This is a genomic window from Bacteroidota bacterium, assembly GCA_016718825.1.
Lineage (GTDB): Bacteria > Bacteroidota > Bacteroidia > J057 > JADKCL01 > JADKCL01.
In genome coordinates, this window is record JADKCL010000013.1 from 142105 (window position 1) to 160368 (window position 18264).

General features: G+C 51.3%; 13 protein-coding genes and 2 pseudogenes. 12 read left to right on the forward strand and 3 right to left on the reverse strand.

From position 1 onward, the window contains the following. Positions 1-181: 181 nt before the first annotated feature. Complete coding sequence (locus IPN95_16525) at positions 182-1906, reverse strand: T9SS type A sorting domain-containing protein (protein MBK9450976.1); 1725 nt, start codon at positions 1904-1906, stop codon at positions 182-184. A 311-nt stretch (positions 1907-2217) separates the two neighbouring features. Between IPN95_16525 and IPN95_16530 the strand changes: the two are divergent. Together IPN95_16530 and IPN95_16535 are read left to right on the forward strand one after the other, a co-directional pair. Continuing rightward, a pseudogene (locus IPN95_16530) lies at positions 2218-3005 on the forward strand (ATP-binding protein). 52 nt (positions 3006-3057) lie between these two features. Then, positions 3058-3471, forward strand: coding sequence for a hypothetical protein (locus IPN95_16535; protein ID MBK9450977.1), 414 nt, complete (start codon positions 3058-3060; stop codon positions 3469-3471). 281 nt (positions 3472-3752) lie between these two features. Here IPN95_16535 and IPN95_16540 read toward each other — a convergent pair whose 3' ends face one another. Continuing rightward, entirely contained in the window at positions 3753-5024 is a 1272-nt protein-coding gene (locus tag IPN95_16540; GenBank protein MBK9450978.1) for a hypothetical protein, read from the reverse strand. A gap of 42 nt (positions 5025-5066) precedes the next feature. Here IPN95_16540 and IPN95_16545 point away from each other — a divergent pair, with 42 nt between their 5' ends. From IPN95_16545 to IPN95_16555, 3 genes are all read left to right on the forward strand, one after another. Next, positions 5067-5312 carry a hypothetical protein gene (locus tag IPN95_16545; protein ID MBK9450979.1) on the forward strand — a complete coding sequence of 82 codons (246 nt, stop codon included), beginning with the start codon at positions 5067-5069 and terminating at the stop codon, positions 5310-5312. Next, positions 5309-5830 carry a tetratricopeptide repeat protein gene (locus IPN95_16550; protein MBK9450980.1) on the forward strand — a complete coding sequence of 174 codons (522 nt, stop codon included), beginning with the start codon at positions 5309-5311 and terminating at the stop codon, positions 5828-5830. Before IPN95_16545 ends, IPN95_16550 begins: the two co-directional genes overlap by 4 nt. Positions 5831-5903: 73 nt before the next feature. Then, positions 5904-6311, forward strand: a complete 408-nt coding sequence (locus IPN95_16555) for a hypothetical protein (protein MBK9450981.1) — start codon at positions 5904-5906, stop codon at positions 6309-6311. A 30-nt stretch (positions 6312-6341) separates the two neighbouring features. Here the strand turns inward: IPN95_16555 and IPN95_16560 are convergent, their stop codons facing one another. After that, the gene (locus tag IPN95_16560; GenBank protein MBK9450982.1) at positions 6342-8846 is read right to left on the reverse strand and encodes a cation-translocating P-type ATPase; all 2505 of its coding nucleotides are present in this window, start codon (positions 8844-8846) and stop codon (positions 6342-6344) included. A 355-nt stretch (positions 8847-9201) separates the two neighbouring features. Here IPN95_16560 and IPN95_16565 point away from each other — a divergent pair, with 355 nt between their 5' ends. The 7 genes and pseudogenes from IPN95_16565 to IPN95_16595 all read left to right on the forward strand — a co-directional run bounded on the left by IPN95_16565 (position 9202) and on the right by IPN95_16595 (position 18264). Continuing rightward, positions 9202-9417: a hypothetical protein gene (locus IPN95_16565; GenBank protein MBK9450983.1), complete on the forward strand. Its 216-nt coding sequence runs from the start codon at positions 9202-9204 to the stop codon at positions 9415-9417. A gap of 427 nt (positions 9418-9844) precedes the next feature. Further along, a complete protein-coding gene (locus tag IPN95_16570) occupies positions 9845-10888 on the forward strand; it encodes a zinc-dependent alcohol dehydrogenase family protein (protein MBK9450984.1) in 1044 nt (347 codons plus the stop codon). Positions 10889-10934: 46 nt separating this feature from the next. Continuing rightward, on the forward strand, positions 10935-11768 hold the full coding sequence (locus IPN95_16575; GenBank protein ID MBK9450985.1) for an alpha/beta fold hydrolase: 834 nt from the start codon (positions 10935-10937) through the stop codon (positions 11766-11768). Positions 11769-12038: 270 nt separating this feature from the next. Further along, positions 12039-14675: an Ig-like domain-containing protein gene (locus IPN95_16580; GenBank protein ID MBK9450986.1), complete on the forward strand. Its 2637-nt coding sequence runs from the start codon at positions 12039-12041 to the stop codon at positions 14673-14675. A 12-nt stretch (positions 14676-14687) separates the two neighbouring features. Beyond that, positions 14688-16737 (forward strand): annotated as a pseudogene (locus tag IPN95_16585) (outer membrane beta-barrel protein). Positions 16738-17026: 289 nt separating this feature from the next. After that, on the forward strand, positions 17027-17776 hold the full coding sequence (locus IPN95_16590) for a DUF3494 domain-containing protein (protein MBK9450987.1): 750 nt from the start codon (positions 17027-17029) through the stop codon (positions 17774-17776). 11 nt (positions 17777-17787) lie between these two features. Next, positions 17788-18264 carry a T9SS type A sorting domain-containing protein gene (locus tag IPN95_16595; GenBank protein ID MBK9450988.1) on the forward strand — a complete coding sequence of 159 codons (477 nt, stop codon included), beginning with the start codon at positions 17788-17790 and terminating at the stop codon, positions 18262-18264.

Genomic DNA, 18264 nt, shown 5'->3' on the forward strand with positions numbered 1-18264 from the left:
TTTACCTGAGTTTTCGCTCCAAGATCTGGGCCCAAATCCTGGTTTCTGTAAGCATAATACCATACCGGATTCAGGTTACAGGGCAGGAAAAACTTTTTTTGGATTCTCCCTTCGAATGCAAAAGAAAATGGCGGCCCAAGAGCCGCCATTTTCTATGTAATGAAATGAAAATCAATTCATTTTATTCCTTGATCAGCTGCATATATTCCTCATTCCCTTCGAATCGGATGCGCAGAAAATAGATGCCTTTTGCCAGATTCGTCAGGTTCAATTCGCCTGCGTGCTCCATTTCCTGTTCAGCAGAAACCATTCGGCCCATCGCATCTAGCAAGGTCACTTGGAACTGGAGTTTGACATTGGCGGCAACGCGTACCGTGCTTCCATTTGCCGGATTGGGCCAAACCGTGAAGTTCATGGCTCCCATGCCGTTTTCGATTCCGACAAGTTCCACGAGCGTCGCCGCAGAGGTATCGGAAGGACAGCCATTCACCCAAACGATCGCGCTGTACAATCCATTCTGGCTCGGGTTGATGCTCGTTCCATTCGTCAGGAGGTAGGCGCCGTTGAAAAACCACTGCACAGAGTCCGCATTGGCTGTTGTCGAAAGGTTGGGTTGCGAAAATGTCAAAACCGGCGCATTTGGATTGAGATGGACGACCGCATTGGTGGTCGCGCTGCCCTGACAACCATTCGAATCTACATAGGTATAGGTCATCGAATGGCTGCCTGCTCCTGCCGTTCCCGGATCAAAAACGCCGTTGGTTACGCCCCAGCCAACATAGGTTCCCCCTGCTGGACTGCCGGAATTGAGCACCATAGCGGGGTCATTTTCGCAGAATGGCCCGATGGCGCCCATGCTCACTTGCGGCATGGCATTGACGGTAATCGACCCTGTTGTCGTGGCTGTACAACCATTCCCATCGACAGCAGAATAGGAAATCGTATGTGTGCCAACACCCGCCGTCGCAGGATTAAACATCCCGTTGCTCACACCCGCACCTGAATATGTGCCGCCCGCAGGCGTCGCACCCGTCAGCGTGAGCGCTTGCGCATCCACGCACAGGCTCTGAAACTGCGGCAGCGTCGCCACCGGTTGCAACACAGTGACCACGACCGTGTCTTGGTCTGCACATAGCCCGCCATCGCTTGCCGTCAATATATATGTGGTCGTCACGCTCGGCGAGGCCGTCGTCGTCGCCGAATTGGGATTGCTCAAGCCCGTCGTGGGTGACCAGGAATAGACAGTGGCACCGCCGGTGGCGCTGCCGCTGAGGTTGGTTGACCCGCCAGGGCAGACCTGCGCATTTGCCCCCGCATTGGCGACGACGTTGCAGGGCAAAACCGTGTTGCAGCAATTGCCGCCCGTACTCAATTGGTAGGGCTGTGCGCTCCAACAGCCGTATTGCGTGAAATAACTCGTCAAGGTGCCACCCATCGTCGTCTGGAAATAGTCCTTGATCTGATCCGCCGTATTGCAGCCACCTTGATTTGTCGCTGTGGAACAGCTGTAAGCGCAAACAATCGAGGAGTACCCATTCGGATTGCTCAATGTTGCAGGGGGGAGGAAATTCACCGAAGTGAGCCCGGGATTTACCCCTGTAATCGTGGTCGTGCTCGGCGAATTGTTGCAGTGGAAGTTGTTGGTACTCACATATCCGGCATACCGTACTTCGGTCACGTTGGCGACAAATGCGCCTGTGAGGTTGATCGTGGTCGGTTCGTAGGTGCAAATCCCGATTTTAATGTTGGGAATGTTGACGTTCACGTCGATGTTCAGAATGCCACCATCGTAGTTGGCGTAGACAAACAAGTTGCCGTTGGGGGAACAGGTGACCTGCGCAACCATGCCGCTGCGGAGTGTGAGCAAGAGCACGAGCGTGAAAACCAGGGAGTAAAATTGCTTCATTGATTTCTTCAATTGACTTTTGTGGGACTCAAGATAGTGGGTTTTGCGGGGAATGTGAAATGGGGAGGGGGAAGCAGCAAACTGTTTTTCTTAGAACTGCTTCCCAGATTTTTAAATGGCAGAAAGCACAAAATGACCGGTTAGAAATCAAGGGCTTTCCACCGGTCCTCGCTTGGGATTTGCGCCTGAACATGAATAAACCTCGGAAGTGGTAAAAGTACGATTTTGAGGTTATTGCAGCCTCAACGAACGATCAACGTGATCTCGATATTGACGCCTGAAAAGAAGATGAATTATCACCTTTTAAAAGGATGCAGGAAATTTGGGCAAAGCGGGGAGCCCAAAATGGAGGGATGGATGATGAGGTTAATGCCTATAGGGAGCGATTTTTGGCGATGATCGATACCTTGTTTTGCGATTCTGGGAAAACGATTGCCAAAGAACGAAGTTTCTTCCATCGGGGGGAGATCCTGCCCTCTCAACTTTCCGCTGGAGAAAAACAGCTTCTGATCATCCTCATGACCGTTCTGGTGCAGGACAATCGGCCCTCGATCCTTTTGATGGACGACCTGAAATCTCCTTGCACATCGATTGGCAAAAGAAGTTGATTGGCTACATCCGCGAACTGAATCCCAACTGTCAGGTGATCATTGCCACGCATTCGCCCGCGATTATCATGGAGGGATGGCACGATCACGTTTTTGAGGTGCGGGATTTGATCACATTCGCAAACGCCTCATCAGCCTTCATCGCGGCCTATCTGCGGCTGTGGAAAGCGACGAGGATAGCCTTGGCGCAACGTGCTAGCGATTACAAACATTTGGGCATTTCGAGATCAATTTGCCTTCCGATATTTGCAAGGAAAACTTCAAGTTCTTGCGCGGAAAACACTGGCCCAAATTTAATACTTACCCTTTGGATCATTCGGGAAGTCAAGGACATTCTTGAGAATCCGTTCATTTTCAGAAAACTACTTCTGTTTCGCGCCAAGTTTGCATCAGCTTGGCGTGCTGCCCCCCCCCGAACGCCCCCCCGCTTGGGTTTTGAGGAGGTGATGCTCATTCCGGTGATCTTGAGTTGTTTTTTGGTTGTCCTTTAAGGCAATGGGGACAGCACTTTGATTCAATTTTGATGGATTGTCAACCGCCCCAATGGATACCCTGAATATTGCTTTAGACGAATTGAAGTCGCGCGTGGATGCCAAGGTGGCGGAGTTGGAACGGATGTTTCCACATACCATAAGGGATGCCATAAGGCCATCGGATTCGACCTATTTGTTTGCGAAGGGTCATGCCATCCTGACCAATGTGGTGTTGTCTTCCCCAGCTGCGCATTTGGAGAAGTTGGCTTCCTTGAAGGGTGCCGCTTTACCTGTAGAGACCCGAAATCAGCTACTCAGCAAACAAAAAAATGCACGCCTCAGCATCGACAAACTCATTCATGCCAATACAGAATTCAAAACCTGTACGATCAAAGCCGACCTAGACCTTCAAGGCCCACATGCGTGTGACAAGAGCGCATTTGACCAACAACCTCGGCTTGTCCCTTTCCGGAACGTGGACTAGACAAGCCACCACTGAGTCATTTGGGCCTTTCAGCACCCGCGCCCGGGACCTCCGTCGGGTGTCCGTGGTGCGAGGACTCCACCGTCGGCCCGCAGTAAGCGGGCCCTTGCCCGTAACGGTTTGCGCCAAAACCTCCTTTTCCGTTCGAGCGGAGCGTTTCGAAGGTGCTTCAGAAACCATTTCCAATGGTTTTGTATTCCGCGGAGCGGCAGCAAATTCGCAGCCAAAGCTGGCGATGCACAAAAATGCGGTTGCTGTCCAAAATTTTCGATTGCGCGCTTTCATTCCAATCCATTCTTTTTGACCATACACCGACGAATCCGACTCAACAGTCCAGCGCGTTGCTCGCTCGACAAATCAGTGAGTTTGCTTTTGTGGCTGCCACCCTCGACCACGTATTTATTGTCAACCACAACGGATTGCAATGCCCATGGGTCATTTTCGCCATAGACAAAAAAGACGGTATGGCCTGCGGGAGCGTCCAGAAAGTCTCTTGCACCCTCCAAAAAGGCGCGGTCAAAGTTCATGGGAACATCCTTGGGCGCAAAAAATTGATTCGGATAGGTTTCCGCTGTGAGATAGTCTTTAAAGGGTTCTAGATCGTATTCGTAGTAACCGAGTTCGGTGTAGAACTGATAAAATGCTGGAGCCCAACGCTTGCGGGTAAGCACGGTGTAAAATTTGGGCGAGACGATAGCATTCAAGAAATCAACGCGCTGTGCTGCGGTCGCATTCGCCGAAGGGATATCTACGCAATCGCCGCCGGTTTGCCAGAAGGAGTAGGGGAATTCAAGCAATGCATAATCCAGCACCACCGCCATTTCCAAGTCCCCAAAGTCAAGTTTTTGTGCCATCGCAGCCGCGATGAATGCCGGAAAAATGCTGTCCTTGTGTTGGAAGCAGTACAGTTGAAAGTCAGCAACTTGTTGTCCGCAGGGTGTTTCCATCAGCGGTTTGAGCAGTGCATCGGTCGTGATGGTGGGACCTTTTTTGACCGCTGTTCCGAAGACCAAAGTTGCGGAAACATCGTCGGGAAAGTACATCCGATGCGCCAATGCCGCTTGACCGCCCTTGCTCGAACCCGTTGAAATCCAGCTTCCGGTCAACAATTTTCCGAGCAGTTCCCGCACCAAGTGCACATCCGCGGCCGCCTGTTTGGTGGAAAGTTTGCTGTAATCCAGCGTCGAAGGTTGCGATTTTGAGAAGAATCGGTGTTCCACCACCACGAGATTGGCCTGCAACTGCTTGGAGAGCTCGTGCTGATAGTCGGGCTTGGCGGCATAGTCGACACCATAGCCCTCCGTCACCAGCACAATGGGCGCATCAATCGCCCGGATTCCCAAGAAAACGCGGTGAGAAAATGTGCCGCCCGTTGAGTCTTCATGGTCAAGCAATTGCGGAATGGAAAGAATAAAATAGCCCGCAGGAAACTGCGGATTGCCGATCTCCGTGACGGTAACGCCGGGCAATTCGCTCAGTCGGTCGAGCATGTAATTGCCTTGCGCAGAGATCGTTCCAGAGAAGCGCAACAGAATTCCCAGTAAAAAAGCCATTCGTAGCAATCCCGACGCTTGGCTCCGCCGCAGGCTTTTCAAATGGAAGAGGAGGATGGATGGAAAAATCAATATTGCCGGTTTTCTCATAACGCTTCAGTTGACAAAGTGCTTTGGATGGCCAAAATCCGCTTAAATCGGCTTGCTCAAACGACCTCTTTGAGAAAATCAATTGCTTTCATCCATTGCGTACTCAGGCGGAACGAAGATAGCAAAAATTTGCTTGGTCTCAGCAGTATCGAATTTGGTGCGAAGCGTTACATTCGTTTGAAAATAGGAAAAGAATGAAGAAGTTGTTGTTGGTCAATGCCTTGGTGTTGATGTTTGCAGTGAGTGGTAATGCCTGTTTCAATGGCTTTGGAGAGTCATTTGGGGAAAGTGTGCGCATGTCCCAAGCATCATTCCCGGTTCCCAATGGCCATCCGGTCAATACCAAAGATGAAGATGTGACGGAAACCCTTGATGTCCTTAAAAGGGAATATGAAAACGGTGAATTTGAATTCTCCATCGACTATGGCCTGTACCTCGTCTATGACAAGCAATACGAAGAAGCCGAAAAAGTCTTTCGCAACATCGTCGGGAAATGGCCCAACAAATACGAAGCAGCCTCCAACTTTGGGACCATCCTTGAAGTCAATGGCAAAAACGCCGAAGCCCTCAAATGGATCAAAAAGGCCATTTCCATCAATGCCAATTCCCACGATGGCTCCGAATGGCTGCATGTCAAGATCCTCGAAGCAAAGTTGAATCCAGCGAAAAATGGTCAGGTGCCACACTTACCGGCGTCGACTTCGGACGTGGTTTAATTCTCGAATCATCCAAATCGACCGCCGAATTGAATAAACTCCAAAAGCAGCTGTTTTCCAATTGAATGAGCGGGTGACTTTCATTCAACCCAAAGATCCGTTTATCGCGGCTTTGATGTTTGAACTGGGGAATGTCACCTTCGATTTGGGACATATTTTAGACGCCTTGTCGATTTACAAAAAGGCGAAGAAGTATGGTTTTGAGGACTCTTTGATCATAACGCGGATACAGCAAGGTCAAATCATTATGTCTGACCTGCAGAAATGCCTTGTTGCAACTGACACCATCATCCACGATTATTCCGCAGAAACGATTCCCGCAGCTACCATTCCGAATGACTCCGTGGCGACAACTCCCACCGCAACAAGCGCCCCGATGGGGCCGATGCCGGGCAGCCCTTGGATGTTGATTGTGATTGTGGGCGGATTGACCGTGGCAGTGTCCGCGCTGATCTATTTTCTGAAGCGTGCAGCCAGATGATCATTCACTGATGATTCGCCAAAGCGATCCTTACTTCCCGGATTGCATGCGCTTGAATTTGATCAGTTTCCACGTTTCGAGCACCATCAACAAAGCCAAGGATCCGCCGAGGGAAGGCCAGAAATGCCAAAACCCGGGGAATTCGAAGGCGAAAATTTGTTGCAAACCTGGAACCGTGATGATCAGCAGCAGAAGTGCAAGGGCGGAAATCAAGATCAGCAAAACCGCTTTGTTCCCTTCGGCCAAGACCGCGATAAAACTCCGGGTACGTGAAAGTTGGGCGACGATCAGGAAAATATTTCCGATGATCAAGGCTGAAAAGGTGATGGCTCGGATTTCTTTTTCAGAATGCCCTTCGCCGCGTGAAAAGAGATAGACACCGAGCACCATTCCCATGAGCAACAATCCTTTAATGGCACTTTGGAAAATGCGTTTGCCCCCAAAGAACATTTCATCCTTGTTGCGCGGCGGCCGTTCCATGATCCCTTTTTCCTCATTTTCTGATTCGAAGGCAATCGAACAAACCGGGTCAATGATCAGCTCCATGAACACGATATGCAGCGGCAAAAGCAGCAAGGGCCATGTCGAAAGAAATGCCGGAATCAGGGTAAAACCGATGATGGGGATGTGAATGGCAATGATAAAGGCCATGGCCTTCTGCAAATTGTCAAAGATGCGCCTGCCCAAGCGCATACCCGAAACGATCGACGCAAAATTGTCGTCGAGCAAAACCAAGGAAGCCGCTTCGCGCGCCACATCCGTTCCTTTTTTGCCCATGGCGATGCCGATGTGCGCTGCTTTGAGGGCCGGCGCATCATTCACGCCATCTCCCGTCATTGCCACAACTTCCCCGTTGGCTTTCAGGGCCTCCACGATGCGCAGCTTCTGCTCGGGCACTACCCGGGCAAAAATGCTCGTGTGTTTGATCTTCTCCCGCAAAGTCGCTTCGTCCAGTTCGTCCAGTTCCTTACCGGTAAGCACAAGTCCATCGGCCGGCAGCCCGATTTCGGCGCCAATGCTTTTGGCCGTCTCGGGATAGTCTCCCGTGATCATGATGACCCGGATGCCCGCCTTGTTGCAGAGCGCAATGGCAGCCGGCACTTCCGGACGGATCGGATCCTCCAAGGCAATGAGCCCCAGAAATTTGAATGTAAATTCGGATTGGGTTTCCGGCAAAGCCTGCCCTGCCGGATGCGCTGCTTCCGCGACGCCAATGACGCGTAATCCCTTGGCCGCCATGGCAAGCAAAGCCTCCTTGATCGGTGCGATTTCCGCGGGACTGAGTTTGCACAGCGCCGCAATTGCCTCAGGTGCCCCTTTGGCAGCCACAAGCGACGGCGTTTCCCCGACCGCAGCGAAGGCACGGCTCATCACCAACTGCTCATGCGTCAGGGCGTATTCCTTCAAAGCCTTGGGTGAAGGGGCCGTTTCCGGAAATTGGGCCGCGTGTGCAACCAAAATGGCCTTGTCCATCGGATCAATCGAATCTTGCGGCGTGGCGGCATGGGCAATATGCATCAGGGATTGTATTTGCGCGATTTTTGCCACAAAGTCCGCTTTGCCGATGTGAACGCCATCCGCATAAACCTCGGCGACAGCCATTTGATTTTGCGTAATCGTGCCCGTTTTGTCGCTGCATAAAACCGTCGCCGAGCCCAAAGTCTCGATCGCCGACGGATTGCGCGTGAGGACATTCTTCTTGGAAAGCCGCCAAGCTCCCAATGCGAGGAAGACGGTCAGGACAACCGGAAACTCTTCGGGCAAAATGGCCATCGCCGAACTCAAACCGTTGAGCAAGGATTGCAGGAAATTGCCGCGGGTGAAGTAGAAAAGCAAAACAACGGCAATGGTGAGAAAGATGGCGATGAAGGCAAGCACGCGGATGAGCACCTTCATTTCGCGTTGCATCCGGGTTTCCACCTGCTCGATTTTGCTGAGTGTCGCACCGATTTTCCCGAATTCGGTGGATGGCCCGGTTTGCCCGACTTCTGCAACAGCCCGTCCGTGGACCACAAGGGTTCCACTGAAGACGCGGTTGAGCTTGTCTTCTGCGGTGGCGTCAAGTTTTTTTGAAACGGGCAGCGACTCGCCGGTCAGCATCGATTCGTCGACGGTGAAATTGGTCGCTTCGAGCAGGGTGGCATCCGCGGGCACACGGTCACCTTCTTGGAGGATCATCACGTCACCCGGCACCACTTCGCGTCCAGGGATGCGAATCTCTGCGCCGTCGCGCAGCACGAGTGCCCGCGGACTGCTCAGATTTTTGAGCGCCTCGAGGGCGCGCTCCGTTTTGCGGTATTGAAAAAAGGTAATCCCGATGATAATGAAGATCGTCGACAACATGATCGCGCCTTCCTTGTAGTCGCCGAGCACCATGTACAACACGCCGCAACTGATGAGCAGGAGGAACATCGGTTCCTTCATCACCTCCAAGGCGATGCGCCCGACATTCTTGGGCGCAGCCGTCGCAAGCTCATTGTAGCCAAACTTTGACAATTGTGCCGCAACCGTGGCTGAATCAAGACCTTTTTTCATAATAACTTTGATCGCCGACAAATTACGCTCAATCCGTTTTCTCCACGAGGAAATTTCTTAGGAGAATGGATGATAAATATCAGCTTTATTCTTGAAGCGTCAACCAAGAATCATTCCCTCAAAAAGGCCTGCAAATTGGGTTTGATTCGTGTGTAAATGTTTGATAGGTAGTATTTTGGAATCAAAATGTTCCTTCCGAAAGACAATGATTTTCAATCCCGATCTGTGAATTTTGTACAATTTCCGAAGCATACTGTAAGGTACCTCGGCATGAGCTTTCGGAATTTTGAATTCTTGTTCCTTTCGGTACAAAGAATTGGGTCGGTGGACATAAGGTTCAGCGTAATCTAGGAAAATGGGAAATAAATTTAAAGAGGGCGAGATTGTGTATGCAAGCAGCAATCCGCGGTTACCGCTGATCGTGATTTCCTATATTGATGGACTGTATCAATGCCGCGTCGAGGCGGATCCAACAAGGCAAGGACTTGTCTATATGGAATCAGACTTGTCCTCTTTCCCAACGGTTGAGGTTGCTACAGAAAGCACCGAAAAGGGCGGGCGGTCATGTTGACGTTCAAAGTATCCTATCGGGAATTTTGCCAGTACCTGTCAGATTTGTGCATGCCCGGGCCCAAAAACGATGCTGTCGGGGAGCGGACGAAACGCCCTCCGGACCGCCGGCGGGCGGGGCGGGCGCGAAGTGGCACGGCGGCGGCGCCCTTGGTTTGGAAACATTGCATCAGATCTTCCCCCCCCACCCGCCCGGCCCCCACCGAGATGGCGCGCGACCCGGCACCCTGGCACCTTTGCGGCAGGAATCGGGTAAACCAATGCGTCCACATTGCGCTGTGATGTCACAAAGTATTGTAGTTGAGCAATATAGTGGCCACCTGTACCTTTTGCAACTTTTACAACATTCGATATAAGCAACGCTGAGACTGCCCGGCGTAGCTTGCCTGAAGTTGCAAGTTAATGAAGCGTTGAAAATTTAATTCCTTATGAAAGCACTTGTCTATCACGGTCCAGGTCAGATCCTATGGGAGGAAAAACCCAATCCTACCCTCCAAGAAAATTCGGATGTCATTGTAAAGGTTCTCAAGACCACGATTTGTGGTACGGATCTGCACATTCTCAAGGGAGATGTTTCCACAGTCGTAGCCGGGCGGGTGCTCGGTCACGAGGGTGTGGGTGTGATTACTGCTATCGGTACTTCAGTAACCAATTTTGAAGTTGGTGACCATGTGGTCATTTCTTGTATTACCTCTTGCGGGAAATGCGAAAGCTGCAAACATTCCATGCTCTCCCATTGTGAGACAGGCGGATGGATTTTGGGCAATACGATTGACGGTACCCAGGCCGAATTTGTGCGCATTCCGCATGCAGACAACAGTCTTTATTTGATTCCTTTGGAGGCCGATGAAGAAGGAATGGTGATGTTGAGTGATGTCTTGCCGACCGCATTTGAATGCGGGGTGTTGAATGGCAAGATCAAACCTGCCGACACGGTTGCCATCATTGGTGCGGGTCCCATCGGCCTTGCGGTGCTCCTGACAGCCCAATTTTATACCCCTTCGATGCTGATCGTGGTCGACCGCGACGCCAACCGTCTGCAGGTCGCGCACGATTATGGTGCAACACATATCATCGACAGCCGCATCGAAAATGCCTATGAAGAGGTGATGAAACTCACCAAAGGCAAAGGTGTCAATGTCGCCGTAGAGGCCGTCGGAATTGCGGCCACCTTCGAATTTTGTGAGGAAATCATCGCGGTTGGTGGTCATGTCGCAAATATTGGCGTGCATGGAAATAGTGCCATCCTCAAGTTGGAATCCCTTTGGTCCCGGAACGTCACCATTACCACCGGACTCGTCGATACATCCACCGCTGCAACCTTGTTGGAGCTTGTGCAGGTCGGGAAATTGGACCCGCAAAAGCTGATTACACACCGATTCAAGCTGGATCAAATGATCGAAGCTTATGCTGCATTTGGTGACGCAAGCAATATCAAAGCCCTCAAAGTGATTTTGACCAATGAAAACTGAAAATAATCCTCCCCATCACGATGCTTCTGATTTCCACATCGAAGGAATGAATAAGCAAGTCACCATCAACGGTTTGGTGGTCAGTTACAATGACGTCGGTGCAGCTGATGCCCCTGTGATGATTCTGCTTCATGGTTTTCCCCTCAACAAGTCGATGTGGGCTCCGCAATTGGAGGCGCTAAGGGAAGACTTCAGGGTTATTGCCTACGATATCCGCGGGCATGGGGACTCCGAATCCGGGACCGCAGATTTTTCCATCGAAATGTTTGTGAACGATTTGCTCTGCTTTATGGAAACCTTGGGACTGGAAAAAGTAATCCTGTTTGGGTTTTCCATGGGAGGCTATATCGCACTCAATGCGGTGGAGCGTTTTCCCGAGCGATTTGAAGCACTGATATTGAGTGATACACAGTGCATTGCCGACACGCCCGGAATCAGGGAGAAGCGCATTGCGTCGATGGACCGGATTTTGGAAAACGGGGTGGAAGCCTACGCGGATGAAATCCTGGTCAAATTATTTGCGCCTGCGTCCTTTGTCAGACACCGTCCGGAGGTAGAGGCTGTGCGCGAAATGATTGTCAATACCTCTACCGAATCCCTTTGCAATACCCTGTTTGCCTTGGCCGCCCGCAAGGAGACCCGTGGCAAATTGATGGAAATCGGAATTCCCACCCTGATTTTGGTGGGGAAAGAGGATCAAATTACGCCACTTGAAGCTTCCCAATTGATGCATGGCAGAATCCGTGGTTCGGTTTTGGCCGTTGTGGACCATGCGGGTCATCTTGCCAATATGGAGAATCCCGTGGTGTTCAATAAGCATTTGGTGCATTTTGTCGCGCAGTTTACCGACGTGCGCGTAGCCATCGGGAGATGGGCCTGAGGCACCGAAACACCGAACTATTGGTCAACTTGACCTTGGTAGAAGCTGAAAAAGGGTCGCAAAAAGTACAAGGGAATCCTTGACCTGCGGCCCTTTTTTAATTGCGCTACCACTTGGTTCATGCCCGCAATTTTGGGACAAACACATCCGTGACTTATGCAAATCATCGCATGCCTTCTGTAAGCAATGCCGTTGTCAGGAGACGCAATTTTGTAGCGTGTCAAACTTCAGACACTTGATTCCCTTTTCAGACGCAATAAATTGAAGAAAATGAATTTAAGAAAACTCTTTCCCATCCTTGCGATAGCTTGGGTGGCATTATTTGTAGGTTGTAAGAAGGACGATTTCGTTGAAGTCGACGGGAAATGTCCTGTTGTGCTCGTGACGAGTCCAGCCAACGGTGAGATCAACGTTGCCTTGAACAAAGTCATCACCGCAACCTTCAACGAGCCGATGAATCCGCTCACCATTACACAGGCATCGTTCACCATTCAAGGTGGAACTGCTGTGGCCGGCACAATTTCCTATGCGGGAGAAACTGCTTCCTTCACGCCTTCGAGTCCGTTGTTGAACAATACCACTTACGTGGGAAAGATCACAACTGCGGTGAAGGATCCAGCAGGCAATGCCCTGCAGACCAATTATATCTGGAGCTTCAGCACGGGCGCATTGGTCGCTCCGATGGTGATTTTTACAGATCCAGCAGATGGTGCAACCGGCGTCGTGCTCAACAAAGTGGTGACAGCTACATTTAGCATGCCCATGGATGTTGCAACACTGACAGCGGCCAATTTCACCGTGAGAATGGGCGGCAATATTGTGGCAGGAACGGTTACCAATACCGACACTACGATTGCATTTACAAGCACTGCCAACTTGGTCGCTGACTCGGTTTACACGGCAACAATTACGGTAGGCGCGAAGAACCTTGCCGGTGTCGCCATTGCTCAAGACACATCTTGGAGTTTTACCACGGGCACAATTTTGGCACCAACGGTAATTTCTACTGTGCCGCTGAACAATGCGACAGCTGTTCCGCAGAACCAGATCATCACGGCCACATTCAGCGAGCCGATGAATCCTGCGACCATCAACGGTTCCACCATGCAGGTGCGTGATGGTTTGACGCTTGTACCAGGCACTGTAACCTATTCCGGTTCGACAGCCACCTTCACCCCGACCACCAACCTGCTCGCCGGCACTGTCTACACCGCCACAATCACCACAGGCGCCCAGAATATGGCCGCTATCGGTTTGGCAAACAACTATGTCTGGACCTTCACCACTGTTGTGATTCCAGCCCCAATGGTCATTTCAACGGTCCCTGCCAACAATGCCATCGGTGTCCTGCGCGGTCAAATCATCACCGCTACATTCAGTGAGCCGATGAATCCTGCCACGATCGGCACCATCAGCTTCACGGTGAAAGACGGCGTGATTCCGGTATCGGGCACAGTCACCTATTCAGGTGTCACCGCAACCTTCACACCGACGACGCAGTTGAATCCAAGCACATTGTACACGGGAACGATTTCGACGGTGGCCACAAGCGCCGCGGGCGTGCCGCTTGCCAACAATTATGTTTGGACATTCACCACGATCGTGATTCCACCACCGACCGTGATCTCGACCGACCCGATCAACAATGAAACGGGCGTCTTGGTCAACAAAGTGATCACGGCAACCTTCAGCGAAGCAATGGATCCTTTGACCATCAACGGCTCGAGCTTTACGCTGAAGCAAGGTTTGGTGACAGTTCCCGGTGCTGTGACTTATGTCGGCAACACTGCTTCCTATACACCAACCTCAAACTTGGCCTCGGGAACGGTTTACACCGCTACGATTACCACGGCAGCAAGAAGCTCAGCCAACAGTATTCCGATCGCGACCAATTATGTCTGGACCTTTACCACCTTGGTGATTCCACCGCCGGTGGTGATCTCGACGATCCCTGCCAATTTGGCTACCAACGTTCCCCTGATTCAAGTGGTCAGTGCTGACTTCAGCGTGCCGATGGATCCGCTCACCATCAATACCCTGACCTTTACCCTGAGGAAGGGCGTCACAGTGGTGCCGGGTGTGGTTGGCTACAGCGGTACAACAGCAACGTTTACGCCCAATACCTTTTTGGAGTCGAATGCAACCTATACCGCTACCGTCACCAATGGTGTAAGAAGTGCCCAGAACGTGAACATGGTAAATGATTATGTTTGGACATTCAATACGGTGCCGCCGCTTGGACCACCTCCCGTTGATCTTGCTTCGGCAGACGCTTATGGTATCCTCGCAGGTGTTGGTATCAGCAACAATGCCGGCTTCAGCGAAATCCATGATATGAATGTTGGCATCAGCCCGGGCGTGCGCTCATCCGTCACCGGATTCCCGCCTGCGGTCGTCATCAACGGTGCGATCTACTGCTCCGACGACGTCTCGCCTCCTGGAATTGCTGCCCTGCTCATTCAGGCCAAGCAAGACCTGACCAATGCCTATCTTGCAGCTGAAGGCGCAAGCAGCCCTGCTCCGGTCACGGTTTCAGGCGACATTGGTGGCACCACTTTGGCGCCAGGTATTTACAAGAGTACCTCGACCTTGATGATTCAATCGGGTGACCTGACCTTGGATGCCCAAGGCGACATCAATGCAACCTGGATTTTCCAAGTTTCCTCAGCCTTCACGACCGTCGGCGGCGCCGGTGGAAACGTCATCCTGAGTGGCGGTGCCCAAGCCAAGAATGTCTTCTGGCAGACGGGCTCTTCGGCCACCATCGGTGACTTCACCATCTTCAAGGGCAACGTACTTGCCTTGACCTCCATCACCATGAATTCCGATGCTGTGGCCCAAGGCCGCATGTTGGCAAGGAACGGCGCGGTTGTCATGACTAGCACCAACATCATCACCAAACCTTAATCCAACGCTATTATGAAAGTCAAGAATATTTTCACCAAGGGGGCACACAAAGTGTGCTCCCGATTGGGCCTCGCAACGAGAAGCCTGCTCGTGACCGGCATGGTCGTCGCAGGTTTGCAAAGCACAGCAGTTGCACAGCAAAAGCCCGAATATACCCCCGCATCATGGTGGTTTGGCCTCGCAGGCGGCGGCAACCTGAACTTCTACCAAGGTTCGACCCAACGCCTTACGTCTGATCTTGTCGCCCCAATGGCCTTCCATTCGGGTATTGGATTGGGTGTGTATGCTGCCCCTTTGATCGAATACCACCGCGCCACTTCCAACTGGGGCTTGATGCTGCAGGCAGGATATGACAGCCGCAGGGGTAAATACAATCAGGAGTTTTCGCCTTGCAATTGTCCACGTGACCTGGCCGTGCGTGTCGGTTACATCACTGCCGAACCGAGCCTGCGCTTTGCGCCGTGGAAGTCTGACTTCTACATCTTCGGTGGTCCACGCTTTTCCTACAACGTGCGCAATAAGTTTGTGTACAAAGAAGGAACCAATCCCGATTACCCTGAGCAAGTTGCCCCGCCTGATCAAATTGGCGAACTCAGCGACATGAAGCCGTTGTTGATCTCTGGACAAATTGGTGCAGGCTACGACATTCACTTGAATGCCCGCAACAGCCATACACAGTGGGTACTGTCGCCATTCGCTTCCTATCAGCCTTATTTTGGTCAGGAGCCACGCACGATTGAAACCTGGAATATCACCACTGTGCGTGCCGGTGTGGCACTCAAGTTGGGTCGTGGTCGTTTGATTGAACCCCCTAAGGAGGTCATCAAACCTGAGCCAATCGCCGTCGAGGTGGTAGAGCCTAAAGTGGAATTCACTGTGAACGCCCCTGCCAATATCCCCGCCGAAAGGACTGTACGTGAGGTATTCCCATTGCGCAATTATGTCTTCTTTGATTTGGGTTCGACCAAAATTCCTGCCCGCTACGTGACCCTCCGCAAGGATCAGGTCAAGGACTTCAAGGAAGATCAGGTGCAATTGAATACACCTGAAAACATGAGTGGCCGCTCGAGCCGCCAAATGATCGTCTACTACAATATCTTGAACATCTTGGGTGATCGTATGGTCAAGAACCCAAACACAACCATTACACTTGTAGGCTCATCCGAACAAGGTCCACAGGATGGTTTGGGTATGGCAACTTCGATTCAGACCTACCTTGTCGATGTCTTTGGCATCAACATCGACCGGATCAAAGTCGAAGGCCGCAGCAAGCCTGTTAAACCTTCGCAAACAGGCGGCACCAAGGACTTGGCGCTCCTCAAAGAAGGCGACCGCAGGGTCACCATCGAGTCAGGTTCGCCGGTCTTGTTGATGGAATTCCAATCCGGCCCGGGTGCTCCTTTGAAGCCCGTCGAGATTGTAAGTGTCCAAGATGCACCGATCGAAAGCTATTTGACCTTCAAAGTGGATGGCGCAAAAGAATGCCTATTCCTCATGGTCCATTGACGTGATCGACGAGCAAGGAACCGTGCAGAAGTTTGGTCCTTATACCCAGGACGAAATCAAAATCCCTGGAAAATCCATCCTCGGAACCCGTCCTGAAGGTGACTATACCATCACGATGATCGGCGTCAAGAAAAATGGCGAAACTGTCAAGAAGTACACCAATGCCCACATGGTGCTCTGGAAACCTGCGGTGAATCAAGAAGCCAAGCGCTTCAGCGTCATCTTTGAATTCAACGAATCCAAAGCAGTGGCGATGTATGAGAAGTACTTGACCGACGTGGTGAATCCAAAGATTCCACAAGGTGGCAAAGTCATCATCCACGGCTATACCGATATCATCGGTGATGAGGACTACAACGAAACGCTGTCGATTGCCAGAGCCGCTGAAGTCAAGAGCATCATGCAAGCAGGCTTGAAAAAATCCGGTAGAACCGATGTCATCTTTGAGTCCCATGGTTTTGGTGAAAACCCCGATCAGGCCCAGTTTGACAACCGTCTTCCTGAGCAACGCTTCTACAACCGCACGGTGATCATCGACATCATCCCTGCGCAATAAGAATTTCATTTTATTCAGATTATCCCTCAATCGGCTGCCCGCGAAATATCGGGCAGCCATTGACGGTTTATAGGGGGTCAAAAGGACAAGCATACGATTGGAAGGTATTGAAAACTTATTCCTTAGGGAGACAGCATCCACGCAAAGGCTTTGATACAGAAGATACAATGTCAGCCTTCATCCGTGAAACCTGCAACATTCCCATGCGATTGTATCACATAAACCACTTTCAACTCCGCCACCTTTGTAAGGACGCTTTACCTATTGCGCCATGAATCTCAGAAAGGCTATGAAAAGAACATTACATCTCGCAATTGCCACAGTGGCCCTCTTTTTCAACTTCTCGCTCGTCCAAGCCCAGGTTCCCAATTTGGGGACAGCGGTAACCTTTGGTTTGTTTACCTCGGTGGGTGCCATTGACAATCTGGCAAATACAGTCATCACAGGCGACGTAGGGACAAACGTCGGTGCCTTTAACGGCTTCCCGCCTGCCATCGTGATCGGCCAAATCCATGTGGCGGATCCGGTTTCAGCACAGGTTGCAGTGGACGTGAACCTTGCCTATACCGAGCTGGTCGCTAATCCTTGCGGGACAGTTCTTGGGACTGGGCTCGGTGGTGGACAGGTGCTGACCCCGGGCGTTTATTGTATTGGCGCCGCTGCTATACTCAATGGCGATTTGACCTTTGATGCCCAAGGGGATCCCAATGCCGTGTTCATCGTTCAAATCGATGGCGCTTTGAGCACTGGTTTAGGTGCTCAAGTGTTGTTGCTCAATTCGGCCACGCCATGCAATATCTACTGGCAGATCAACGGGGCGGTGACCTTTGGTGACAATTCTGCATTTCAAGGCGTTGTTTTGGCCAATGGGCAAATGACATTCTTGGTGGGCGCTACCTTGGAAGGAAAAGCACTTACGGTGCAAGGTGCAATTGCAATGAATGAAAATACGATCAACAGTTGTGCGCCCGCATTGTTGCCCGTTGCCTTGGTGGACTTTCAAGCGGAAAAAGCAGATGCAGGAGGGTGGCAAAACTGACTTGGAAAACATTGACAGAATCCAATAGCGACTATTTCTTGATGGAGCGTTCCCTGGACGGGATCAAGTTTGAAACGATTGGGAAGCAGCTTGCTGCCGGGTACAGCGATCTTATGATTGCCTATACTTTTATGGATGAAACACCGGCTTCTGGCAACAATTATTACCGGTTGCAGCAAGTAGATCAAGACGGGTTGGCGACATACTCTACCGTGCAGGCCTTGACCTTTGCACAAGGCGTAAGTGTATTGTCTGTTTATCCCAATCCATTCAATTCTACCTTGGTGTTGCGCCTCGATCAGGTGGAAAAGGACGCCAACTTCGAATGGCAATTGTTGGATGCAATGGGCAAACAAGTGATGCATTCTACCCTCAAAGATCAAGTGACCCGTGTGGATATGACAACGGTATCAACGGGGATCTATTTCTACCGGCTCACGCGTAACGGAGTTGTAATTCAGTCGGGTAAAATGATTGCACAAAATTAA